Here is a 22,114-nt window from a genome sequence, read left to right as displayed (position 1 = left end):
ACCGAGCCGCTGTCGCAGGCGCTGCGCAGCGGGCGGCTGAACCATGCTTATCTGTTCTCCGGGCCGCGTGGCTGCGGTAAGACGTCCAGCGCCCGGATCCTGGCCCGTTCGCTCAACTGTGAGCAGGGTCCCACGCCCGAGCCGTGTGGCGTCTGTGGTTCCTGTAAATCCCTGGCCAACGACGGCGCCGGGTCGATCGACGTCATCGAGATCGACGCGGCCAGCCACGGTGGTGTCGACGACGCGCGTGAGCTGCGGGAGAAGGCGTTCTTCGCCCCCGCCAACAGCCGCTACAAGATCTACGTCATCGACGAGGCGCACATGGTCTCGCCGGCCGGCTTCAACGCGCTGCTCAAGCTCGTCGAAGAGCCGCCGGAGTACGTCAAGTTCATCTTCGCCACCACCGAGCCCGAAAAGGTGCTCGGCACGATCCGGTCGCGGACCCACCACTACCCCTTCCGGCTGATCCCGCCCGCCACCCTGCGCCCCTACCTCCAGCAGCTCACCGAGGCCGAGGGCGTCCACGTCGACCCGGCGGTCTTCCCGCTGGTCGTGCGTGCGGGCGGTGGCAGCGCGCGGGACACGCTCTCGGTGCTCGACCAGCTCATCGCCGGTGCCGGGCCGGAGGGCGTCAGCTACCCCCGGGCCGTGGCGCTGCTCGGCGTCACCGACGTCACGCTCCTCGACGAGATGTGCGACGCCCTCGCCGCAGGCGACGGAGCAGCGGCCTACCAGACGATCGACCGGGTCGCCGAAGCCGGCCACGACCCGCGCCGCTTCGCCTCCGACCTGCTCGAACGCTTCCGCGACCTGATCGTCCTCCAGCAGGTCCCGGACGCCGTCGCCAAGGGCCTGATCGACGGCCCGACCGACCAGCTCGACCAGATGGCCGCCCAGGCCACCCGGCTCGGCCCGGCCACCCTCTCCCGCTGCGCCGACATCGTGCACAACGGCCTCGTCGAAATGCGCGGCACCACCGCCCCCCGCCTCCTGCTCGAGCTGATCACCGCCCGCATGCTCCTACCCGGCGCGGACGACTCCAGCAACGCCCTCCTCCAGCGCCTCGAACGCATGGAACGCCGTTTCACGGGCTCCGGTGCCATCGACCTGGCCGCAATGCAGCCCGCGCAGACACCTGCCGCGGGCGGGACGGTTGCTACCGCTGCGGATGGTGCGGCTGCTTCTGGGGGCGGAGGGATTTCGGCTGCTCGTGCGGCTCTGGCTGCTGCGGGCCGGCGTGGAGGAGCTCCGCCGGCCGCCTCGGCTGCTCCGGTCTCCGCTCCTGCGGCCCCTGCTCCGGTGTCCGCGCCTCCTGCTGTTGAGCCGGTCTCGGCCGCACCTGCTGTCTCTGAGCCGGTCTCGGCTGCGCCGACTTCACCGGCTTCCGGGGCCGGGTCGGCTGCCCTTGCTCCTGGCTCCGCCCTGCCGGTCTCCAGCGGGCCGGTCTCCAATGGGCCGGTCTTGAGCGGGCCGGTTTCCAGTGGGCCGGTTTCGAGTGGGCCGGTTTCGAGCGGTCCGGTTTCGAGCGGGCCGGTCTCCAATGCTCCGGTCTCGAGCGGGCCGGCTTCTAGCGGGCCGGTCTCCGGCGTGCCAGTGCCGGGAGCGGCTGTTTCCGGTGGGCCGGTGTCGGGAGGGTCGGGGTGGGCTGAGCCGGCGGGGATCATGCCGGATGCGCCCGAGGATGACGTTGATCTGGGGGTCGCCGCGGTTCCTGGGCAGCTCACGGCCGCGTCGATCCGTGAGCGGTGGCCCGAGGTCATGATCGCGGTGGGGCGGCAGAGCAAGAAGATCGCGGCGCTGGCGCAGGGTGCCACGGTGCGGGACTTCGACGGCCAGACGTTGGTGCTCACGTTCCGATTCCCGGCGCACGCCCGGATGGTTGCCGCGGAGCCCCAACTGATCGCGGACGCGCTCTACGAGGAGTTCGGCGCGCGCTGGTCGATCCGCTGTGACGTCGCCGGCGATGGTGGTGGCGGCGGAAACGGTGGTGGTTCCGCGCCGCGCCGTCCGCAGGGACCGTCACCGAGAGACAACGGCGGTGCGCGCGAACCCGCACAGGCAGGACCTCCGGCGCCAACCGCACGTGCGGGCGGCAGTGCGGAACCCGCGCGTGGTGGCGGAAACGTCGAGGCCGGGCGTGGCGGGGGAAGTGCCGAGGCCGGGCGTGGTGGCGGAAACGTCGAACCCGCGCGTGGCGGCGGAAACGTCGAACCCGCGCGTGGCGGCGGAAACGCTGAGACCGCGCGTGGCGGTGGAGACGCTGAGACCGCGCGTGGCGGTGGGGGCGCTGAGGCCGCGCGTGGCGGTGGGGGCGCCGAGACTGCGCGTATGGGTGGAAGTGCTCAGGCCGCGCCCGTTCAGGCGCAGAGCCGGGGGCGGGAGCCTGCGGCCCAAGCTTCTGCGGCCCATGCCTCTGTGGCCGAGGATGACGACGGTGGGTGGCCTGAGCCGGTTCGTCCAGGTGGGTCGGCCCGGAGTGTGGCAGTTCCGGCGCCGGTAGAAGAAGACGACGACAACGAATGGCCTGAGACGGCCCAGCTCGGCGGGCAGAACGTCGATCCGGGTGAGGTGGCTGCTCTGCGGCACGCGCCTGCCGCGGCCGGGGCGCCGGTCGGTTCGGAAGGCGCGTCGATGGGCTCCGGTCTGGCTCCGGGCGGGGGCCCGACCGAGCCGGTGACCGTCGTGCCGACCGCGTCGCCCGACGATTCGGACAACCCGCCCTGGGATACGACGCCGACCGAGGCACCGGAGCCGCCGGTCCCGACCAGGCAGGCCCCGCCCGCTCCGACCAGGCCGGCCCAGGCTGCTCCGACCAGGCCGGCCCAGGCTGCACCCGCGAAACCGGCTGACCCGCCCGCTCCGGCGAGGGCGCCCGCAGCCAGCAGCGCGATCGCCGCTGCCCGGGCCGCCGCCGCACGGGGAGGCGCCCCGACGAACAGGGCCGGCGCAGCAACCCGGGGCAACGCCGGTGACAGCGGTGGGGCGCCGGCAGGTAACGCTGCCCCGGTGGCGGGAAGCCCTGTTCGCAGCGCGGCTCAGGCCGCGGCGCTGAAAGCTGCCTCGAACCGGGGCGGTAACGGTGGCGCGTGGGCGGACGGGTCGCCGACCGAGGAAGCGCCTTACGACCCCGAGTACGACGGTCCGCCGCGGCATGCCGATCCGAAGGCGACCATCGAGGGGTTCGATCCCGGGGATGAGCCGCTCGACGAGGTCATCGATGAGAAGACCGCGCGGCAGAGCTCCGAGCAGCAGGCTATGCAGTTGCTCCGGGATGCCTTCGGTGCGGAGACGATCAGCGAGTCCTGACCCTGGCTCCGCGCGCAGGTGACTTCGCGCGGGAGAATGGGTACGCGGGACAATGGCTACAACAGCCCTTCTCAGAGGAGTTATGTGATGCGCCCCGGTGGACAGCCGAACATGCAGCAGATCATGAAGCAGGCGCAGAAGATGCAGCAGCAGGTCGCTCAGGCGCAGGCCGAGCTGGCCGAGGCTGAGCTGACCGGCACTGCGGGCGGTGGACTGGTCACGGTGGTGGTGACCGGGCTGGGTGAGTTCAAGTCCGTGAAGATCGACCCCAAGGCGGTCGACGCCGACGACGTCGAGACGCTGGAGGACCTCGTGCTCGCCGCGATCCACAACGCGGCCGAGGCGCAGCGGGAGCTGACCGAGAAGAAGATGGGACCGGCGACCGGCGGTCTCGGCGGCCTCTCCCTGCCGGGGTTCTGAGCCCGTGTATGAAGGTGCCATCCAGGATCTGATCGACGAGCTGGGGCGCCTGCCGGGTGTCGGCCCGAAGAGCGCCCAGCGGATCGCGTTCCACGTCCTGTCCGCGGACCCGGCCGACGTGAACCGGCTGGCCACCACCCTGCGCAAGGTGAAGGAGCTGGTCCGCTTCTGCACGACCTGCTTCAACGTGGCCGAGTCGGAGCAGTGCCGCGTCTGCCGCGACACCCGGCGTACCAATGAGGTGCTCTGTGTTGTCGAGGAGCCCAAGGACATCGTCGCTGTCGAGCGCACCGGTGAGTTCCGGGGCCGCTATCACGTCCTGGGTGGCGCCATCAATCCGCTCGAGGGCATCGGCCCGGACAACCTGCGGATCCGTGAGTTGCTGATGCGTCTGGGCACCGGCGAGGTCAAGGAGCTGATCCTCGCGACCGACCCCAACACCGAGGGGGAGGCGACCGCCACCTACCTCGCGCTGATGATCAAGCCGATGGGGATCTCGGTGACCCGGCTGGCGAGTGGCCTTCCGGTCGGCGGCGACCTCGAATACGCCGACGAGATCACGCTGGGCCGCGCCTTCGAGGGTCGTCGCGCGGTCTGACGCGGTTCATCGCGCCGCCGAAGGGGCCGCGAGGTGTCATCCGGGCGTCCGGCGTGGGCTGCCCAAGCATCCTTCGCACGGACGATCCCCCTTCGGCTGCGCGGCCTGCTGTCCACCCCATCGTGTTTCGGCCCCGTAAACGCGGGATATTTGCCCGGTTCCTCCCGCTTCGCTGTCTCGTAGCCGGTAGTTTTCGGTCTGAACGGGGGCTGAGGTCACGGTCTCATCACGAGCGAGACACGGATAGCAGTCGTGAAGTCGTGGTGGCCTTGACCGACCCCCCGCCATAGGTGAATGTTCCTAGCGATGGCGGCAAACCCGCCGTCGTGTCCCTCCGTGGCTCGGCCAGACTCGGCCGGTTCCCGGGGGACGGCACTCGAGGCTTGCGTTAACCGATCGGTTGCCGGGGCGCTGCGGGAGCCATTGCCTCGGCGGGAGTTCGTAACCCGGCGTGAGGCCGTGGACGACCGTGCGTCGGTGGCCGGGGAAAGGACCGGCGGATAGATGTCGATCGGCCCAGAGGCGTCGATTACCGACGAGAGGTCGGCGCCCACCGACGACCCCGCCGCGGAGCGTGGTTCCGGCGAGAAGGCGATCGCCGGCCGTTCCCTGAAGCAGATCGCCTGGCGGCGGCTGAAGAGGGACAAGGTCGCGCTTGCCGGCGCCGTCGTCGTGATCCTGCTCGTGATCCTGGCGGTCCTCGCTCCGGTGCTGACCCGGCTCTGGGGTTACCCGATCAACGAGTTCCACGGCGATCAGATCGATCCGACGATCCAGACCCCGCTCGGCGCGTACGGCGGCATCAGCAAGGACTTCCTGCTCGGTGTCGAGCCCGGCTCGGGTCGCGACATCTTCAGCCGGATCCTGTACGGCGCGCAGACCACCCTCGTCGTCGCCATTCTCTCCGCGCTCGTCTCCACGATCCTCGGTGGTCTGCTGGGTCTCGCGGCCGGTTATCTCGGCGGCTGGGTCGACTCGGTGATCAGCCGGGTCATGGACTTCCTTCTCGCCTTCCCCCAGTTGCTGTTCGCGATCGCGCTGGTCTCGGTCCTGCCGGACGACTTGTTCGGGTTGGACGGCCGCTGGTCGCGGGTCATCGTGCTGATCGGCGTCATCGGTTTCTTCGGCTGGCCGTACATCGGGCGTATTGTCCGCGGCCAGACGCTGTCGCTGCGGGAGCGGGAGTTCGTCGAGGCTTCGAAGAGCCTCGGTGCCCGGTCGGGCCGCATCCTCTTCAAGGAGTTGCTGCCGAACCTGGCCGCGCCGATCCTCGTCTACACGACGCTGATCATCCCCACCAACATCCTCACGGACGCCGCACTGAGCTTCCTCGGCGTGGGCATCCCCCCACCGAACCCGTCCTGGGGCGGCATGTTGTCGGACGCGTTGACGTATTACACGTTCGACCCCATGTACATGATCATTCCGGGTTCCATGATCTTCATTACCGTGCTGGCCTTCAACCTCTTCGGTGATGGTCTGCGGGATGCGCTCGACCCGAAGGCCCGCTAGATCACGCGCGAGCGTGTGACCGCGGTGCCCGGTGCACCATCGCATGGTCCACGGAACCGGTTGGTTCCGTTTCAAGGAGGTAGGAGAACTGGTGGTCAGCAAAACGAGGGCGGTGGCGGCTGCAGGAGTTGCCGTCGCTTTGGGGCTCACCGCCGCGTGCGGTGGCAAGTCCGACAGCGACAGTGACAGCAGCACCTCCGGCAAGAGCGCTTACAACGCGGCGGTCACGTCGGTAGTCAACGCGAGCGACAAGAAGGGCGGGACCCTGAACCTCTGGTCCTCCCAGGATGCCGACTCGTGGGACCCGGTGCGCGGTTACTACGCGTTCGTGTGGGACCTGAACCGTCTCTACACCCGCAAGCTGATGGACTACGCCGGTGCACCCGGCAAGGACGGCCTCAAGCTCACGCCCGACCTCGCGTCGGCCGAGCCGGAGATCAGCGCGGACAAGAAGACGTACACCTTCAAGCTCAAGTCGGGCATCAAGTTCGACGACGGCACCCCGATCACGTCGAAGGACGTCAAGTACGGCATCGAGCGCGTCTTCGCGCAGGACACCGTGCCCGGCGGCCCGACCTACCTGATCGAGCAGCTGGACCAGGGCCAGAAGTACCCCGGCCCCTACAAGGACACCGACCCGAACAAGCTGGGCCTGAAGTCGGTCGAGACGCCGGACGACTCGACCATCGTCTTCAAGCTGGCCAAGCCGTTCGCTGACCTGCCCTACCTGCTGGCCATGCCGGGCGCGGGCCCCGTCCCGGCCGCCAAGGACACCGGCGCCAAGTACGGCGAGAAGCCGGTGGCTTCCGGCCCGTACATGATCTCCGAGTACTCCCCGGGCAAGAGCCTCAAGTTCGTGCGCAACCCCAACTGGGACCAGAGCACGGACACGATCCGTAAGGCGCTGCCGGACGCGATCAACCTGACGATCACGACCAACGCCGAGGACCTCGACTCCCGCCTCGAGGCCGGGACCGCGGACATCGACGTCGGCCAGACCGGTGTGCAGGCCAAGGCTCGCGCCGAGATCCTGCAGGACCCGGCGAAGAAGGCTTACGCCGACGCGCCGGTCACCGGCTTCATCCGGTACGCCGGCCTGGTCACCAAGGTCGCGCCGTTCGACAAGGTCGACTGCCGCAAGGCCGTCATCTACGCCTCCGACCCGACCACGCTGCAGACCGCTCGTGGCGGCCCGGTGGCCGGTGGCGACATCGGCACGAACATGCTGCCCCCGAACATCGCCGGCTCGGACCCGTCGTACGACCCGTACGGTCGCGCGCAGGGCAAGCCGCAGATCGACAAGGCCAAGCAGGCGCTCGCCGCCTGTGGCCAGCCGAACGGCTTCAGCACCAAGATCGCCGTCCGTAACAACCGGCCGGCCGAGGTCAAGACCGCTGAGGCACTGCAGGCCGCGCTGGGCGAGGTCGGCATCAAGGCGACGATCGACCAGTACGACGGCTCGCAGGTCGCCTCGGTGACCGGTTCGCCCTCGAACGTTCTGAAGAACGGTTACGGCATCATCATCGGCGGCTGGGGTGCCGACTGGCAGACCGGCACCGGCTACCTGCAGGCGCTCGTCGACAGCCGGTACATCCAGGACAACGGCAACTACAACCTGCCGGAGATCGCGGACCCGTCGATCGACGCGCTGTTCGACCAGGCCGCGCTCGAGACCGACCCGGCGAAGGCTGCCGACCTGTACAAGCAGATCAACGAGAAGGTCATGGAGGGCGCGTACTACCTGCCCTTCGTGTTCGACAAGGCGCTCAACTACCGCAACCCGCGGCTCACGAACGTCTACATCCACGACGGCTTCGGCATGGTTGACTTCCAGGCCCTCGGCGTCAGCGACGGCAAGTAACAAACCTCGCCCGCACTTGAGTAACGGGTAGATCGAAGGGCAGGTGAAGGCCGCCCGCAGTGGGCGGGCGCCGGTTCCGCGAGGAATCGGCGCCCGCTCGTTGTACGGCCGATAGTCGTGCTGTCTTACCTCATTCGGCGGATCGTCAACGCCGTGATCACGTTGCTGGTGGTCACGATGGTGACCTTCGGCATCTTCTTCGCGGTCCCCACCATCACGGGGAGCGATCCGGCGCTGCTCTACATCGGCAAGACCGCCGACCCTGCTTCGCTCGAAGGCATCCGTACCAAGCTCGGACTCGACGACCCGATCCCGGTGCAGTACGGCAAGTTCCTGAAGGGCCTCGTGGCCGGCCGCGACTACGCCAACGGCGCGGACGTGACGCACTGCGATGCGCCCTGCCTCGGCTACTCGTTCAAGACCGAGCAGGAGGTGACCCCCCTGCTGATCAGCGACATCCCGGTGACGCTGTCCCTGGCTATCGGGGCGGCCATCCTGTGGGTCCTGTTCGGCGTGGCCACCGGCGTACTCTCCGCACTGAAACGGGGGACCTTCCTCGACAGAGCGGCGATGACGGGAGCATTGGCCGGTGTCTCGCTACCCATCTACTTCACCGGTCAGTTGGCTCTGCTGATCTTCATCCATGAGCTGGGGTGGTTACCGGATGCCGCGTACACCCCGTTCCTTGAGGATCCGGCGGGGTGGTTCACCGGTCTGATCCTGCCCTGGGTCACGCTGGCGTTCCTGTTCGCGGCGACGTACGCCCGGCTCACCCGCGCCAACATGCTGGAGACGCTGGGCGAGGACTACATCCGTACGGCGCGGTCCAAGGGACTTCCCGAGCGTACGGTCATCGGTAAGCATGGCCTGCGCGCCGTGCTGACACCGCTGGTCACGGTCTTCGGTCTGGACTTCGGCACCCTGCTGGCCGGCGCCATCCTCACCGAGCAGGTATTCAACCTGCGCGGCCTGGGATATCAGGCGCTGACGGCGATCCGCCAGAACGACCTGCCGGTGATCCTCGGCGTCACGCTCATCGCGGCGATCTTCATCGTCGTCATCAACCTCATCGTCGACCTGCTCTACAGCGTGATCGACCCACGCGTACGGCTGGGCTGAGGAGAGAACCATGTCGACTGACTCCCTCGCGGGCCTCACCATGCCGGCTGGCCCCGCCAAGCGCCCGTTCCTCGAGGTCAAGGATCTGACCGTCCGGTTCAACACCGACGACGGCGTGGTCAAGGCCGTGTCCGGCTCGTCGTTCGCCGTCGAACGCGGCAAGACGCTGGGCATCGTGGGCGAATCCGGTTCCGGCAAGAGCGTGACCTCGCTCGCCGTGCTGGGTCTGCACCGCACCCGCAGCAACGCCACGGTCGCCGGCGAGATCTGGCTGGACGACAAGGAGCTCGTCACCGCCTCCGACGAGGAGGTGCGCAAGCTGCGTGGCGGCAAGATGGCGATGATCTTCCAGGACCCACTCAGCGCGATGCACCCCTATTACACGGTCGGGGCGCAGATCGTCGAGGCGTACCGGGTGCACCACAAGGTGTCGAAGAAGGAGGCCCGGGTCCGGGCCATCGACATGCTCGCGCGGGTCGGCATCCCGCAACCCGAGAAGCGCTTCAACGAGTACGGCCACCAGTTCTCCGGCGGCATGCGCCAGCGCGCCATGATCGCGATGGCGCTGGTCAACGACCCGAAGCTGCTGATCGCCGATGAGCCGACCACGGCGCTCGACGTCACCGTGCAGGCCCAGATCCTCGACCTGATCCGGGACCTGCAGGAGGAGTTCGGCTCCGCGGTCATCATGATCACCCATGACCTGGGCGTGGTCGCCGAGCTGGCCGACGACGTGCTCGTCATGTACGGCGGCAAGGTCATCGAGCGGGGACCGGCCGCGGACGTCTTCCACGAGCCGCAGCACCCGTACACCTGGGGACTGCTCGGTTCCATGCCCCGCCTCGACCGGGAGCTGCGCGAACGGCTCACGCCGGTCAAGGGCTCCCCGCCGAGCCTCATCAACCTGCCGTCCGGCTGCGCGTTCCACCCCCGCTGCCCGTACGCGGGCCGCAACGGCGACCGGTCCTTCACCGAATCGCCCGAGCTGCGCGGAGGCGTGCACGCCGTCGCCTGTCACCTTCCGGCCGAGGACCGCCAGAAGATCTACGAGCAGGAAGTCGCTCCGAACCTGTGAGCGCGCCCGGGAGTGAGAAGAGGCGTCATGATCGACTGCACCGGAGCGAGGAACGAGTGAAGGGCCAGGAGAGCATGACCAAGGCGGCTCAGAGCGAGAACCTGCTCGAGATCAGCGGCCTGCAGATGCACTTCCCGATCACCCGGGGTGTGTTCAAGCGCAAGGTCGGCGCGGTGCGGGCGGTCGACGGCATCGACCTGACCGTGGCGAAGGGCGAGACCGTCGGTCTGGTCGGCGAGTCCGGCTGCGGCAAGTCGACGACGGGCCGGCTGATGACCCGCATCCTCGAGCCGACCGCCGGCAAGGTGGTCTTCGAGGGCCGCGACGTCAGCCACGTCGGCAACAAGGGCTTGCGCCCGCTGCGCCGCGACGTCCAGATGATCTTCCAGGACCCGTATTCGTCGCTGAACCCGCGGCACACGGTCGGCTCGATCATCGCGGCGCCGCTGCAGATCCAGAAGATCCCGACCCCGAAGGGCGTCAAGGCCGCGGTCCAGGACCTGCTCAAACTGGTCGGCCTCAACCCGGAGCACTACAACCGCTACCCGCACGAGTTCTCCGGCGGCCAGCGCCAGCGCATCGGCATCGCCCGCGCGCTGGCCCTGCGCCCGAAGCTGATCGTCGCGGACGAACCGGTCAGCGCGCTCGACGTGTCGATCCAGGCGCAGGTCGTCAACCTCCTCGACGACCTGCAAAAAGAATTCGACCTGACCTACGTCTTCATCGCGCACGACCTGTCGGTGGTCCGGCACATCTCGGACCGCGTCGCCGTCATGTACCTGGGCAAGATCGTGGAGATCGCCGACCGCGACCAGCTCTACAGCAACCCCCGCCACCCGTACACGGTCGCCCTGATGTCCGCTGTCCCGACGCCCGACCCGGCCCGTCGCAACAGCGCCCAGCGCAACCGGGTCCTGCTCACCGGTGACGTCCCGAGCCCCATCAACCCGCCCTCAGGCTGCCGTTTTCGCACGCGCTGCTGGAAGGCCCAGGACATCTGTGCCACCGAGGACCCGGCTCTGACCGCCCGCCTCGGCGACCCCGAATCGCACCAGACGGCATGCCACTTCCCGGTCGCCGAAGATGAGGTTGTCGCCGGGCGTCGGCCGGCAAGTTCAAATGCCTGAGAGCTGAATGCAGATGTCGTAGCTCGGTGGGTGGTGCTGACCGCAACTCCCGTCGAGGCCGGGCCCGGAGATCCAAGGAGCCAGCGCTCCAGAGCGGATCCCCGGGCCCTTCTTTCTGCGTGAGTGGCTGAGCTGAAAAAACCCTAGGACCAGGCGATCTGGGGTGACGGGTAGAAGTTGACGCCCTGCTGGGTCCAGCGGGGGCCGTAGGTGCCGAGGCGGGCGGCGAACGAGTCCCAGTCGTGGGTCGACCGTGGGGACCAGCCGAGTTCGGCGATCGCCGGGAGGCGGGGGAAGGCCATGAACTCGATGTCGTCCAGGGTGCGCAGGGTCTCGGACCAGAGCGGGGCCTCCACGCCGAGGACCGCGTTCTCGCCGACACCGGCCACGCGCGTCGCCGGATCCCAGCCGTAGGCGTCGCGCACCTCGATCAGGGCGGCCCAGTCCTGGCCCAGCGGTGTGGACGGGTTGTACTTCATATCCAGGTAGGCCTTGTTCGCCGGGGACATGACCACCTTCGTGCCGGTCGTGACGGCCGCTGCCAGGTCGGGTTCGGTGGTGCCGGTGCCCCAGAACTGCGCGACGGCGGTGGACGCCGCGGGCGCTTTGGCGATCTCGTTCCAGCCGTAGGCCGTCTTGCTGTATTTCGCGACCAACGGCAGCACCCGCTGCTGGAATGCGATGTAGTCGGCGTCGCTGGTGGCCTGCGCCTCGTCGCCACCGATGTGGATGTACGGCCCCGGCGTGATCGCCGCCAACTCCCGGATCACGTCCTCGACGAACCGGTAGGTGGTGTCCGACCCGATGCACAGCGAGCTGTAACCGACCTCGGTGTCCGTCCGCGGTGCCGGCGCCACGCCGTCACACGTCAGCGACGGGTACGCCACCTGAGCCGCGTTCACGTGTCCCGGCATGTCGATCTCGGGCACGATCGTGACGTAGCGCTTGGCGGCGTACGCAACGATGTCCTTGTACTGGGCTTTGGTCAGGAATCCGGGCCCCTCGCCGTCGACGCCCGTGCCCGCCCCGCCACTGACCGACGTGAGCCGCGGCCAGCTGTCGATCTGGATCCGCCAGCCCTGGTCATCGGAGAGATGCAGGTGCAGGTAGTTGACCTTGAACCGGCCGATCTCGTCGATGTACGCCTTGACCTCGCTCGGCGTGTGGAAGTGCCGAGCTTCATCGAGCATCGCTCCCCGATAGGCGAACCGCGGATAGTCCACGATGTCGCCGCCCGCCACCGTCCACACCCGGCGCACCACTCGCGGCGAGTCGATCTCCGCGGGCAGAAGCTGAAGCAAAGTACGCGTCCCCGCAAAGAGCCCGGCCGCCTTGTTCGCCCTGATAGTCACGCTCGTCGGGCTCACCGTCAGCCGATAACCCTCATCGCCCAGCCGGTAGTCGCGCGCACCGAGCAGCAACGAGATCGTCGGCACCGCCCGTGGCGCCACGGGCAGCACGGGCAACCCGAATCCCGTAGCCGGCCGCAGCTCACGGGCGATCAGATCACCCACCGAGCGGGCAGCGTCCGACCCCGGCTGCGTGCGAATCACAGTCAACGCCCCGAGCCGGAACGTCGCTCTCGGATCGGGCCTGACCGCGACGGGCGCCGGAATGACGCTCGAAAGCGCGGGCCCACCCGACGGCGACCCGCTCTGTACCGCGCCGGCGGAATGAGGGGCCGCGGCGGATTGGTGGGGGATGGTGAGGAGTGGGAGGGTCAGCGCCGCCGTGGCGATCAGGCGGGACATGCCGGGGATGGCCATGTCCGGACGCTACATAGCATGTTGTCGATCTGTAAAGGAGTCTGCCGGTCAGCCCTCGGGCCGGTTCAGGATGCCGACGGCGATCGCGTGGACGGCTTCGAGGTCGGCGGGGTCCTTGAGGACGGCTTTCGCGCCCGTCACGGCGTACCACTCGTCGGCGTCCTTGTATTGGACCCGGACCACGACGTTGCCGGCGGTGAGCTCGCTGCGCAGGGTGAGGTCGCCCGTAACGACGCCGACCTCGTCGGTCATCACCCCGCCCTGACCAGCCACGATGTCGGTGGTCTTGCTGTCCCCCGCCGCGGCCGGCTTCTCAGCGTCAGCAGCAGGCGCTTCACCAGCAGCAGGCGCTTCACCAGCGGCGGGCGCTTCAGCAGCAACGGGCGCTTCAGCAGCGGCGGGCGTGGCAGACGGTGTGGTCGGTTCTGTCGGGGCGGCCGGCGTCGTTGCGGGGTCGCTCATCAGCACTTCCTCAGCATGTCGTCCAGGGCGGTTTTCTCTTTGTCGGTCACCGTCAGTTTCCAGGTGGTCTTGACCGAGATCCAGTCTTTGGCGTATTCGCACCAGGAGCTGCTCAGTTCGGGTTTCCAGGTTGACGGGTCCTGGTCACCCTTTGACCGGTTGGACGACGCTGAAACCGCGATGAGCTGGGGATCGTTGAGGTCGTTGGCGAAGTCGCCGCGCTTGTCGGTGTCCCACTTGGCGGCGCCGGAACGCCAGGCGTTGGCGAGCGGGACCATGTGGTCGATGTCGACCTTGGAGGGGTCGGTGATCTTGTCGCCGTCGTAGAAGCTGGTCCACGTGCCGGCGACGACGTTGCAGCCGGAGAGCTTGACCTTGGTGCCGTCGCGCTGGAGGACCTTGTCGCGGGTGTCGCAGTTTGAGCCCGCGCTGCGCCAGTGGGGGAATTTCTCCCGGCTGTAGCCGCTCATCGAGCTTTCCTTGGCGACGATCAGCTTGTCGAGCTGGGCATTGGCGTCGCCGGCGCTCTGGCCGCCGGAAGAGCCTGAGTCGCTTGTCGAATTGGTTCCGGGGGAGCCCGAGCCGTCATCGACGGCGACATCGCAGCCGGCGGCGGCGGTCAGGGTGAGGAGGGCAGCGGCGAGGGGAAGGGCGAAACGAGGGGGCACATAGCAAAGCGTACGAAACGTACGCCCGATTCGCGCGGCAAGTCATCCGTGCCGGGTATCTCCCGCGCGCCGCCGGGGTCGCCGGTCGACGCGCGGGAAAGAAGCTGCGAGGACTAGCGCACCCGGTTGACGGCGCTGGTCACGGCCTTGATGGACGCGGTGACGATGTTGGCGTCGACGCCGACGCCCCAGACCGTGCGGCCGTTGATCTCACATTCCACATAGGCCGCCGCGCGGGCGTCCTCGCCGGAGGTCAGCGCGTGCTCCGCGTAGTCGAGGACCCGGACGTGGATGTCCAGCGGCTCCAGCGCCTGCACGTACGCGTCGATCGGGCCGTTGCCGACGCCGACGAGCGGGCGGCGGGTGTTGCGGTGCCGGATCTCCGCGTCGATCTCGACCTTGCCGTCCACGGTTGCCGTGGAGTAGCGCTCCAGGTCGATGATGCCGAACTGCTGGTGGTCGATGAGGTACTCGCTGGCGAAGATGTCCCACATCTGCTGCGGGCCGACCTCGCCGCCGTCGGCGTCGGTCACGTGCTGCACCACGCCGGAGAACTCGATCTGCAGCCTGCGCGGCAGGTCGAACTTGTGCTCCTCCTTCATGATGTACGCCACGCCGCCCTTGCCGGACTGCGAGTTGACCCGGATGACGGCTTCGTACGTGCGGCCCAGGTCCTTCGGGTCGATCGGCAGGTAGGGCACGCCCCACGTGAACTCGTCTACGTCCTTGCCGGCTGCCTTGGCATCCTCGTTGAGCGCGGCCAGGCCCTTCTTGATCGCGTCCTGGTGCGAGCCGGAGAACGCGGTGTACACCAGATCGCCGACGTACGGGTGGCGCTCGTGCACGGGCAGCTGGTTGCAGTACTCGACGGCACGCTTGATCTCGTCGATCTGCGAGAAGTCGATCATCGGGTCGATGCCCTGGGAGAACAGGTTCAGCCCCAGGGTGACCAGGTCGACGTTGCCGGTGCGCTCGCCGTTGCCGAACAGGCAGCCCTCGACGCGATCGGCGCCGGCCAGCATGCCCAGCTCGGCGGCGGCGACGGCGGTGCCGCGGTCGTTGTGCGGGTGCAGGCTGAGGATCACGCTCTCGCGGCGGGGCAGGTGGCGGTGCATCCATTCGATGCTGTCGGCGTACACGTTGGGGGTGGCCATCTCGACGGTCGCCGGCAGGTTGATGATCAGCGGGCGGTCCGGGGTGGGGTCGATCACGTCGATCACGGCGGAGCAGATCTCGAGGGCGTACTCCAGCTCGGTGCCCGTGTAGGACTCCGGCGAGTACTCATAGAAGATCTCGGTGTCCGGGGTGTGGATCTCCGCGTACTTCTGGCAGAGCCGGGCACCGGTGGTGGCGATGTCGGTGATGCCGGCCTTGTCGAGGCCGAAGACGACCCGGCGCTGCAGCGTCGAGGTCGAGTTGTAGAAGTGCACGATCGCGCGCTTCGCACCGCGGATCGACTCGAACGTGCGGTCGATCAGGTGCTCACGGCACTGCACCAGCACCTGGATCGTCACGTCGTCCGGGATCAGGTCCTGCTCGATGAGCTGGCGGACGAAGTCGAAGTCGGTCTGGCTGGCGGCCGGGAAGCCGACCTCGATCTCCTTGTAGCCCATCGCGACCAGCAGGCTGAACATGCGCCGCTTGCGCTCGGGGGACATGGGATCGATCAACGCCTGGTTGCCGTCGCGCAGGTCGACCGCACACCAGCGGGGGGCCTGCTCGGTGCGCTTGGCCGGCCACTGCCGGTCGGGCAGGTCAACGGCAAATTGCTGCTGGTACGCGGCATAGCGCTGAAACGGCATTCCACTGGGGGACTGCCGTGCAAATGGATCTTGCTGTGCAGTGGGGTCGGTGCTTACGTCGCTGGACATGCGAGCTCCTGATGGGTTTGGTCAGTTCACGAGGAACGACCGGCGCGCATCAACTCCGCGACGAGGTGCCGGCCTGTGATGGGGCCTCGTCGCGGCAGCGAAGGAGAAGAATCGCGTGCAGCATGTCGAGATCAACCCTACGTGAACGAAACGGCCGCGGCTAACTCTACGCCCGGATCGTGGGAACAGAAGGGCACGCGGCCAGCGTCACGCGGACGGGGACGGCACCACGAGATTGTCCGACGGCGTGGTTGTCGGCTCGACCGGCGGCGGTGGGGGCGCGTCCAGTCCCATCGGGTCGCCGCCGGTCACCGGGCCGGGGAGATCGATGGTGGAGGGGGGCGCGGCGGGCGTACCCGCGATGGTCAGGGTCCCGAAGCCGACGCGGGCCGCGGTGAGCAGGCCGTCCTCGGCGTAGCAGTAGATGCCGACGTCGACCGGCGCGGAGAGCGAGGCGGAGATCGAGTCGATGGAGTAGCAGTTGCCCGTCGACCCGGGCAGCGGCTGTGCGGCGGTCACCGACAGCGGGGACTGGCGGTCGGTGAAGACCGGGAGCCACTGCCGGAAGACCCGTTCGACCTTCGGGTCGTACTTCTTCGGGACGCGGTCACCCCGGTCGGCTACGCGTACGCAGGACGGCGCCACCTGATAGGTCGCCGACGAGACCGCGCACTGGAACAACCCGGCCTCGGTCTCGGCGATCGCGACATCCGCGGTGTCCCCGAGCGCACCGCGCGGGATGTCCACCCGCCAGCTCCCGTCGGTCGCCATCGTGGCCATCACCGAGCGCTGGGCCTCACCCGGCACGTCGAACGTGTAGAGCGCGGTGAACCGGTGATCCTCCGCCCGGGCAGCGCGGGCGGCCAGCTCGACGCGGGCGTCGGTGACGTCCTCCTCGGGCGCGCTGGCCGACGGCGAGGGGCCGGCGCTCGGCTCCGCGGGCTCGTCGCCGCACGCCGAGAGCCCGGCGGTCAGCATGGTGGCGGCCAGGGCGGACAGAACGCGCGAGAGGGGGCGGGAGCGCATCGAGACATTCTCGCCTCCCCGTCCGCGAAGCGGCCGTTGCCGCTCCGGAACCCCGCGTCGGCGTGTCGCGGTGCCGTCGTCCGTTAACAGCGTGTCGTGGTCCACCGGCCGGATTCTGGGATCGCATGCGGGGGCCGAGCCGGGTCGCGGCTAGTCTGGTCAGCGATTGACGCGCTCTTCAGACTTTTGGCGAGCTTCATCTGGAAGGGGCCGGCTGCCGTGGCCGTGGTGGTGCAGAAGTACGGCGGTTCGTCCGTCGCCGACGCCGAGCGCATCAAGCGTGTGGCGGAGCGCGTCGTGGATGCCCGCAAGGCCGGTCATGACGTGGTGGTCGTGGTGTCCGCGATGGGTGACACCACCGACAACCTGCTCGACCTGGCCAATCAGGTGACCCCGCTGCCGCCCGGCCGCGAGCTGGACATGCTGCTGACCGCGGGCGAGCGCATCTCGATGGCGCTGCTGGCGATGGCGATCCACAACCTCGGCTACGAGGCCCGGTCCTACACCGGCTCGCAGGCCGGGGTGCTGACGACGTCGCGGCACGGCAAGGCACGGATCATCGACGTGACGCCGGGCCGGCTGCGCACCGCGCTGGACGAGGGCGCGATCGCGATCGTCGCCGGCTTCCAGGGCGTCTCGCAGGACACCAAGGACATAACCACCCTGGGCCGCGGTGGCTCTGACACGACCGCTGTCGCGCTGGCCGCGGCGCTGCACGCCGACGTCTGCGAGATCTACACCGACGTCGACGGCGTCTTCACCGCCGACCCGCGGATCGTGCCGGACGCCCAGCACATCAAGAAGATCACTTACGAGGAGATGCTGGAGCTCGCCGCAGGCGGGGCGAAGGTGCTGATGTTGCGATGCGTGGAATACGCGCGGCGCTTCAAGGTGCCGATCCACGTACGCTCTTCGTACTCGAACAAAGAAGGCACGTTCGTCACCGGCTCGATGGAGGACCCTGGCGTGGAACAAGCACTGATCACCGGGGTCGCCCACGACCGCAGCGAAGCGAAGATCACGATCGTCGGCGTGCCCGACGAGCCCGGTTCGGCCGGCCGGATCTTCGAGACGGTCGCCAAGGCCGAGATCAACATCGACATGATCGTGCAGAACGTGTCGACCGAGGGCACCGGGCGTACCGACATCTCGTTCACGCTGCCGAAAGCCGACGGCCCGACAGCGATGGCGGCGCTGGACAAGATCAAGGAACAGATCAAGTTCAAGAGCCTGCTCTTCGACGACCACGTCGGCAAGGTGTCGCTGATCGGCGCCGGGATGCGCTCGCACCCGGGCGTCGCGGCCTCCTTCTTCGCCTGCATCGGCGAGGCCGGCGTCAACATCGAGATGATCTCCACCTCGGAGATCCGCGTCTCGGTGGTCTGCCGCGACAGCGACCTCGACACCGCCGTCCGCGCGGTCCACGACACGTTCGAGCTCGGTGGGACCGAGACTGCCGTCGTCTACGCGGGGACCGGCCGGTAAAGCCGGCCATGGGTCGGCAGCCCACCCTCGCGGTCGTCGGAGCCACCGGTTCCGTCGGCACGGTGATGCGTGAGCTGCTGACCTCCCGCCGCAACGTCTGGGGCGAGATCCGGCTGATCGCGTCGGCCCGCTCGGCCGGCAAGGAGCTGCCCTGCCGCGGTGAGCAGCTGACCGTCCAGGAGCTGACCCCCGAGGTCTTCGACGGCGTCGACGTCGCGATGTTCGACATCCCCGACGAGCTCTCCCGCGAATGGGCACCCATCGCCGCCGACCGCGGCGTCACCGTCGTCGACAACTCCCCCGCCTGGCGGATGGAACGCGACGTCCCGCTGGTCGTGCCGGAGATCAACGGCGAGGCTCTGCGCTACCGCCCGCGTGGCATCGTCGCCAACGCCAACTGCACCACCATGACCATGCTCATGGCGATAGCCCCACTCCACCACGAGTACGAGTTGCGCGAGCTGGTCGTCGCCTCCTACCAGTCGGTCTCGGGCGCCGGCCAGATCGGCGTCGACATCCTGCACGACCAGCTCAGCAAGGTCGCGGGCGACCGCACCCTCGGCTCCCGCCCCGGCAACGTCCGCCAGGCGGTCGGCGACGACCTCGGCCCCTTCCCGGCCCCGCTCGCCCTCAACGTCGTCCCCTGGGCCGGCGACCTCGGCCCCCTCGGCTGGTCCTCCGACGAGCTCAAGCTCCGCGACGAGTCCCGCAAGATCCTCGCCCTGCCCGACCTCAAGGTCTCCGCCACCTGCGTCCAGGTCCCGGTCGTCACCGGCCACTCCGTCGCGGTCCACGCCGTCTTCGGCTCCGAGATCACCGCCGACGAGGCCCGCCAGGTCCTCCGCAACGCCCCCGGCGTCATCCTCGTCGACGACCCCGAAGCCGGCGAATTCCCCATGCCCATCGACGCCGTCGGCACCGACCCCTCGTGGGTCGGCCGCATCCGCCGAGCCATGGACGACCCCCGAGCCCTCGACCTCTTCATCACCGGCGACAACATGCGCAAGGGCGCCGCCCTCAACACGGTCCAGATCGCCGAGATGCTCGCCGCCGAGATCGCCAAGTCCTGATATCAAGAGCCGTGAAATTCGGCCAGGACTACTTCACCGCCCTCACCTGGGTGACCGCCCTCATGCATGCGACCACCGCCCCTGACCTGGATCGACCGACCCCCTGCAAGGACTTCACCGTCCGAGCCCTGCAGGGCCACCTCCTGGGCACGGCCCATCGAGGCCTGGGCACCGCTCGCGGCGTCTCTACCCGAGCCATCCCCCACGTGATCGTGGACATCCCGGACGCCGACCTGGCCACCACCTATGCCGAGCTGGCCGTGGAGATCCGCGCCGCCTGGCTCGAACTCGCCCCCGACGACCAGGTCACCGCGCCATGGGGTCCGTGCACGGCGTTGGAGGCGGCCCGCGGCTTCACGGTCGAAACCGTCACCCACGGCTGGGACCTCGCCGTAGCAACCGGCCAGCCGAGCGAGGCACCCGACGGGATCGCCGACAGGTGCCTCTCCTACGCCGCCACAGTCATCCCCGAGCGCCTCCGCGGCGTCATGTACGCCGCCCCGGTCCCTGGAGCCGCCACCACCTCCCCGACAGAGCAACTCGCCCACCTGCTCGGACACGACCGCACCTAGGACAACGCCACCTCGACGCCGCCCGAGAACATGCTGTCGTGCAGGACGAGCTCGGTGCCCTTGGATCCAGCGCCTTCTGCGACGAACCGTCGAAATCCTGAGCCTTCTTGCCGATGTTCTCCACCTTCACCGTGATCTGGCAGAACTTGCCCTGGGCCCTCTTGTTGAGGAACAAGTTGCCGACCTCGGACCTCGAGCAGTCCATCTTGCTGGCCGTGAATTCGAACTTGCCGTCGCGCACGGGATCGCCGAAGCCGGGCGCCGCCGGGCCGTACATCGGTTCGGGCGGCGTGGGCGGAAAGGCGGGCTCGCTTGGCTGCGACGGCACGGCACCGGGGGCGACCGGCGGGCTGTGTCGACTGATTCTGATTGTTCGCCGGGTATGTCATGGGGGCGCTCCTCGCGCGCCAAGTGGATCGATCCGATGGCTCCCGGATTTCCGCTCGGGTTACCGGTCGCGGAACTACGATGGCGTTGATTACACAGGCGGCGGCGTCGACACCTCGGATGTCGGCTGATCGCACGGGAGTCGGAACGGTCGATGTCCGTGAAGGATCATCGGGCGGTGAGCGCGGCCCGTTCAGGAGCCGGCCAATCGGCGGGGGAATTGTTTTAATCTGTGAAGTTTCCTAATAGATATTGCGGCCGGATGGGGACATCTAGTTCAATCAATCCGTTCCCCCCTCATCCCCACGCGAAAAAGGTGATCCATGCCCAGAAGACGGCTCATGGCGATAGTTGGTGTGGTGCTGGCCGGTGTCGCGACGGCGGTTGTCCCGATGACCGCGTCCAATGCGGCCGAGGCCTGCGTGGCGGCGTACGGCAGCTCGACGGTCTACACAGGCGGGCAGCGGGCGTCCTACAGTGCGCACAACTGGACCGCGAAGTGGTGGACGCAGGGGGAGACGCCCAGCACCGGTGGGTCCGGGGTGTGGACCGACAACGGGGCCTGTGGTGGTGGGGGCGACCCGACGACGCCGCCCGGTGGGTGCAGCTACCCGAACTGGGTGGCGGGGACGTGGTATCCGGCGGGTTCGATCGTGAAGTACTCGAACGGGGGCTACTACCGGGCGAAGAACGAGAACCCGGGTTATGACCCGATCATCAGCACCTGGTACTGGGAGCCGTACTCCTGCTCCGGTGGTGGCACCACGCCGCCGACGACGCAGCCGCCGGGAAACTCGAGTTTTCCGGTGACCGAGGCGCAGTTCAACCAGATGTTCCCGAGCCGGATCGGCTTCTACTCGTACGCGGGCCTGGTCGACGCCGTGAAGAAGTATCCGGCGTTCACCACGACCGGCAGTGACACGGTGAAGAAGCAGGAAGCCGCGGCTTTCCTCGCGAACGTGAACCACGAGTCCGGTGGTCTGGTCTACGTCGAGGAGCAGAATCAGGCGAACTGGCCGCTCTACTGTGACACCAGCCAGTCGTACGGGTGTCCGGCGGGGCAGTCCGCGTACCACGGGCGTGGGCCTATTCAGTTGAGCTGGAATTTCAACTACAAGGCTGCCGGGGACGCGCTCGGGATCGATCTGCTGAACAATCCTGACCGGGTCAAGAACGAAGCATCGGTCGCCTATCAGACCGCCGTCTGGTACTGGATGACGCAGCGGGGGCCGGGCACGATGACGCCGCACGACGCCATGGTGAACAGCGCCGGTTTCGGTCAGACGATCCGGAGCATCAACGGTTCGCTCGAGTGTGACGGGCGCAATCCCGCGCAGGTGCAGAGCCGGGTGGACGCGTACAACCGGTTCACCGCGATTCTCGGGGTCAGCCCGGGAGCCAATCTCTACTGCTGAAAGTTACACCGCGAGCTGCGGGCGGGCCGGCACTCCGACGACGACGGGTGCCGCCCCGCGCTGCGGCAGCAGATAGGGCACCGGGCCGGGCACCAGCATGGATTCGACGGCCGGTGCGATCGAGCGGCGGTCGTTGAGCTGGATCAGGCGGGCGGCGCGGGCCAGGGATCCGGTCTCACCGTCGCGGAAGCCCTCGCGGTAGCCCTTTTCGTATCGTTCGCCGCGGCCGAGTGCGCGGCCGATGGCGAAACAGGAAGAGCCGGCGAGAGCGATCAGGAAGAGCAGCGCGAAGGGGGTCACGACGAACCTCTCAGAGGTATTGGCTAATTCGCAAAGTAGCCGAAACTGGACACACCTCTACCCAAGCTGCTGAT

General features: G+C 68.3%; 20 protein-coding genes and 1 pseudogene. 14 read left to right on the top strand and 7 right to left on the bottom strand.

Annotated features, from left to right (window positions below):
• The 9 genes and pseudogenes from Aco04nite_RS50370 to Aco04nite_RS15340 all read left to right on the top strand — a co-directional run.
• Positions 1 to 1,896 (top strand): annotated as a pseudogene (locus tag Aco04nite_RS50370) (DNA polymerase III subunit gamma and tau); the annotation flags it as partial.
• Positions 1,897 to 1,963: 67 nt separating this feature from the next.
• Positions 1,964 to 2,500: a hypothetical protein gene (locus tag Aco04nite_RS50365; protein ID WP_498370761.1), complete on the top strand. Its 537-nt coding sequence runs from the start codon at positions 1,964 to 1,966 to the stop codon at positions 2,498 to 2,500.
• An 893-nt stretch (positions 2,501 to 3,393) separates the two neighbouring features.
• Positions 3,394 to 3,726 (top strand): YbaB/EbfC family nucleoid-associated protein, encoded by a 333-nt coding sequence (locus Aco04nite_RS15370; RefSeq protein ID WP_203842797.1) that lies wholly within the window; start codon positions 3,394 to 3,396, stop codon positions 3,724 to 3,726.
• 4 nt (positions 3,727 to 3,730) lie between these two features.
• On the top strand, positions 3,731 to 4,324 hold the full coding sequence (recR, locus tag Aco04nite_RS15365; RefSeq protein WP_203842798.1) for a recombination mediator RecR: 594 nt from the start codon (positions 3,731 to 3,733) through the stop codon (positions 4,322 to 4,324).
• Positions 4,325 to 4,828: 504 nt separating this feature from the next.
• Positions 4,829 to 5,836: an ABC transporter permease gene (locus Aco04nite_RS15360; RefSeq protein ID WP_212997893.1), complete on the top strand. Its 1,008-nt coding sequence runs from the start codon at positions 4,829 to 4,831 to the stop codon at positions 5,834 to 5,836.
• Positions 5,837 to 5,927: 91 nt separating this feature from the next.
• Entirely contained in the window at positions 5,928 to 7,697 is a 1,770-nt protein-coding gene (locus Aco04nite_RS15355; RefSeq protein ID WP_212997892.1) for an ABC transporter substrate-binding protein, read from the top strand.
• Between the two features lie 117 nt (positions 7,698 to 7,814).
• Positions 7,815 to 8,816: an ABC transporter permease gene (locus tag Aco04nite_RS15350; protein ID WP_203842801.1), complete on the top strand. Its 1,002-nt coding sequence runs from the start codon at positions 7,815 to 7,817 to the stop codon at positions 8,814 to 8,816.
• Positions 8,817 to 8,826: 10 nt separating this feature from the next.
• On the top strand, positions 8,827 to 9,891 hold the full coding sequence (locus Aco04nite_RS15345) for an ABC transporter ATP-binding protein (protein ID WP_244876013.1): 1,065 nt from the start codon (positions 8,827 to 8,829) through the stop codon (positions 9,889 to 9,891).
• A 74-nt stretch (positions 9,892 to 9,965) separates the two neighbouring features.
• Positions 9,966 to 11,018, top strand: coding sequence for an ABC transporter ATP-binding protein (locus Aco04nite_RS15340; RefSeq protein ID WP_212997957.1), 1,053 nt, complete (start codon positions 9,966 to 9,968; stop codon positions 11,016 to 11,018).
• 143 nt (positions 11,019 to 11,161) lie between these two features.
• Here Aco04nite_RS15340 and Aco04nite_RS15335 read toward each other — a convergent pair whose 3' ends face one another.
• The 5 genes from Aco04nite_RS15335 to Aco04nite_RS15315 all read right to left on the bottom strand — a co-directional run bounded on the left by Aco04nite_RS15335 (position 11,162) and on the right by Aco04nite_RS15315 (position 16,811).
• Entirely contained in the window at positions 11,162 to 12,784 is a 1,623-nt protein-coding gene (locus Aco04nite_RS15335) for a beta-N-acetylhexosaminidase (protein WP_244876012.1), read from the bottom strand.
• Between the two features lie 48 nt (positions 12,785 to 12,832).
• Complete coding sequence (locus Aco04nite_RS48825; protein WP_244876011.1) at positions 12,833 to 13,246, bottom strand: hypothetical protein; 414 nt, start codon at positions 13,244 to 13,246, stop codon at positions 12,833 to 12,835.
• Positions 13,246 to 13,914 carry an HNH endonuclease family protein gene (locus tag Aco04nite_RS15325; protein WP_212997891.1) on the bottom strand — a complete coding sequence of 223 codons (669 nt, stop codon included), beginning with the start codon at positions 13,912 to 13,914 and terminating at the stop codon, positions 13,246 to 13,248. Before Aco04nite_RS15325 ends, Aco04nite_RS48825 begins: the two co-directional genes overlap by 1 nt.
• A gap of 113 nt (positions 13,915 to 14,027) precedes the next feature.
• Positions 14,028 to 15,785 carry a 2-isopropylmalate synthase gene (gene leuA, locus Aco04nite_RS15320; RefSeq protein WP_212997890.1) on the bottom strand — a complete coding sequence of 586 codons (1,758 nt, stop codon included), beginning with the start codon at positions 15,783 to 15,785 and terminating at the stop codon, positions 14,028 to 14,030.
• 207 nt (positions 15,786 to 15,992) lie between these two features.
• Positions 15,993 to 16,811 (bottom strand): hypothetical protein, encoded by an 819-nt coding sequence (locus Aco04nite_RS15315; protein WP_212997889.1) that lies wholly within the window; start codon positions 16,809 to 16,811, stop codon positions 15,993 to 15,995.
• A gap of 219 nt (positions 16,812 to 17,030) precedes the next feature.
• On the opposite strand from Aco04nite_RS15315, the gene Aco04nite_RS15310 reads away from it, so the two are divergent.
• The 3 genes from Aco04nite_RS15310 to Aco04nite_RS15300 are packed head-to-tail and all read left to right on the top strand — an operon-like array spanning position 17,031 to position 19,938.
• Positions 17,031 to 18,296, top strand: coding sequence for an aspartate kinase (locus tag Aco04nite_RS15310; protein ID WP_203842808.1), 1,266 nt, complete (start codon positions 17,031 to 17,033; stop codon positions 18,294 to 18,296).
• 8 nt (positions 18,297 to 18,304) lie between these two features.
• Positions 18,305 to 19,366 carry an aspartate-semialdehyde dehydrogenase gene (locus Aco04nite_RS15305; protein ID WP_212997888.1) on the top strand — a complete coding sequence of 354 codons (1,062 nt, stop codon included), beginning with the start codon at positions 18,305 to 18,307 and terminating at the stop codon, positions 19,364 to 19,366.
• Between the two features lie 11 nt (positions 19,367 to 19,377).
• Complete coding sequence (locus Aco04nite_RS15300) at positions 19,378 to 19,938, top strand: TIGR03086 family metal-binding protein (RefSeq protein WP_244876010.1); 561 nt, start codon at positions 19,378 to 19,380, stop codon at positions 19,936 to 19,938.
• Here Aco04nite_RS15300 and Aco04nite_RS15295 read toward each other — a convergent pair.
• The gene (locus tag Aco04nite_RS15295) at positions 19,853 to 20,143 is read right to left on the bottom strand and encodes a DUF4352 domain-containing protein (RefSeq protein WP_244876021.1); all 291 of its coding nucleotides are present in this window, start codon (positions 20,141 to 20,143) and stop codon (positions 19,853 to 19,855) included. The two genes, Aco04nite_RS15300 and Aco04nite_RS15295, sit on opposite strands and share 86 nt — an antisense overlap.
• Between Aco04nite_RS15295 and Aco04nite_RS48820 the strand changes: the two genes are divergently transcribed.
• Both Aco04nite_RS48820 and Aco04nite_RS15290 read left to right on the top strand, forming a co-directional pair.
• On the top strand, positions 20,052 to 20,456 hold the full coding sequence (locus Aco04nite_RS48820) for a hypothetical protein (protein WP_244876023.1): 405 nt from the start codon (positions 20,052 to 20,054) through the stop codon (positions 20,454 to 20,456). The two genes, Aco04nite_RS15295 and Aco04nite_RS48820, sit on opposite strands and share 92 nt — an antisense overlap.
• 192 nt (positions 20,457 to 20,648) lie before the next feature.
• On the top strand, positions 20,649 to 21,740 hold the full coding sequence (locus Aco04nite_RS15290) for a glycoside hydrolase family 19 protein (RefSeq protein WP_212997887.1): 1,092 nt from the start codon (positions 20,649 to 20,651) through the stop codon (positions 21,738 to 21,740).
• A gap of 3 nt (positions 21,741 to 21,743) precedes the next feature.
• On the opposite strand, the gene Aco04nite_RS15285 is transcribed toward Aco04nite_RS15290, so the two are convergent.
• Entirely contained in the window at positions 21,744 to 22,040 is a 297-nt protein-coding gene (locus Aco04nite_RS15285) for a hypothetical protein (RefSeq protein ID WP_212997886.1), read from the bottom strand.
• Positions 22,041 to 22,114: the final 74 nt, after the last annotated feature.

Origin of the sequence: Winogradskya consettensis, from assembly GCF_018332715.1 — a bacterium.
GTDB classification, from domain to species: domain Bacteria; phylum Actinomycetota; class Actinomycetes; order Mycobacteriales; family Micromonosporaceae; genus Actinoplanes; species Actinoplanes consettensis.
Note: the sequence above shows the minus strand (reverse complement) of the source record. Positions and strands in the feature narration are given on the sequence as shown.

Bases quoted from the DNA above. Each gene is read 5' to 3' on its own strand.
- Aco04nite_RS50365 (WP_498370761.1), top strand. From the start codon at position 1,964: ATGGTGGTGGCGGCGGAAACGGTGGTGGTTCCGCGCCGCGCCGTCCGC.
- Aco04nite_RS15295 (WP_244876021.1), bottom strand. From the start codon at position 20,143: ATGGACTGCTCGAGGTCCGAGGTCGGCAACTTGTTCCTCAACAAGAGG.
- Aco04nite_RS48825 (WP_244876011.1), bottom strand. From the start codon at position 13,246: ATGAGCGACCCCGCAACGACGCCGGCCGCCCCGACAGAACCGACCACA.
- Aco04nite_RS15370 (WP_203842797.1), top strand. From the start codon at position 3,394: ATGCGCCCCGGTGGACAGCCGAACATGCAGCAGATCATGAAGCAGGCG.
- Aco04nite_RS15340 (WP_212997957.1), top strand. From the start codon at position 9,966: ATGACCAAGGCGGCTCAGAGCGAGAACCTGCTCGAGATCAGCGGCCTG.
- Aco04nite_RS15305 (WP_212997888.1), top strand. From the start codon at position 18,305: ATGGGTCGGCAGCCCACCCTCGCGGTCGTCGGAGCCACCGGTTCCGTC.
- Aco04nite_RS15290 (WP_212997887.1), top strand. From the start codon at position 20,649: ATGCCCAGAAGACGGCTCATGGCGATAGTTGGTGTGGTGCTGGCCGGT.
- leuA (WP_212997890.1), bottom strand. From the start codon at position 15,785: ATGTCCAGCGACGTAAGCACCGACCCCACTGCACAGCAAGATCCATTT.
- Aco04nite_RS15345 (WP_244876013.1), top strand. From the start codon at position 8,827: ATGTCGACTGACTCCCTCGCGGGCCTCACCATGCCGGCTGGCCCCGCC.
- Aco04nite_RS15315 (WP_212997889.1), bottom strand. From the start codon at position 16,811: ATGCGCTCCCGCCCCCTCTCGCGCGTTCTGTCCGCCCTGGCCGCCACC.
- Aco04nite_RS48820 (WP_244876023.1), top strand. From the start codon at position 20,052: ATGTTCTCCACCTTCACCGTGATCTGGCAGAACTTGCCCTGGGCCCTC.
- Aco04nite_RS15335 (WP_244876012.1), bottom strand. From the start codon at position 12,784: ATGGCCATCCCCGGCATGTCCCGCCTGATCGCCACGGCGGCGCTGACC.
- Aco04nite_RS15360 (WP_212997893.1), top strand. From the start codon at position 4,829: ATGTCGATCGGCCCAGAGGCGTCGATTACCGACGAGAGGTCGGCGCCC.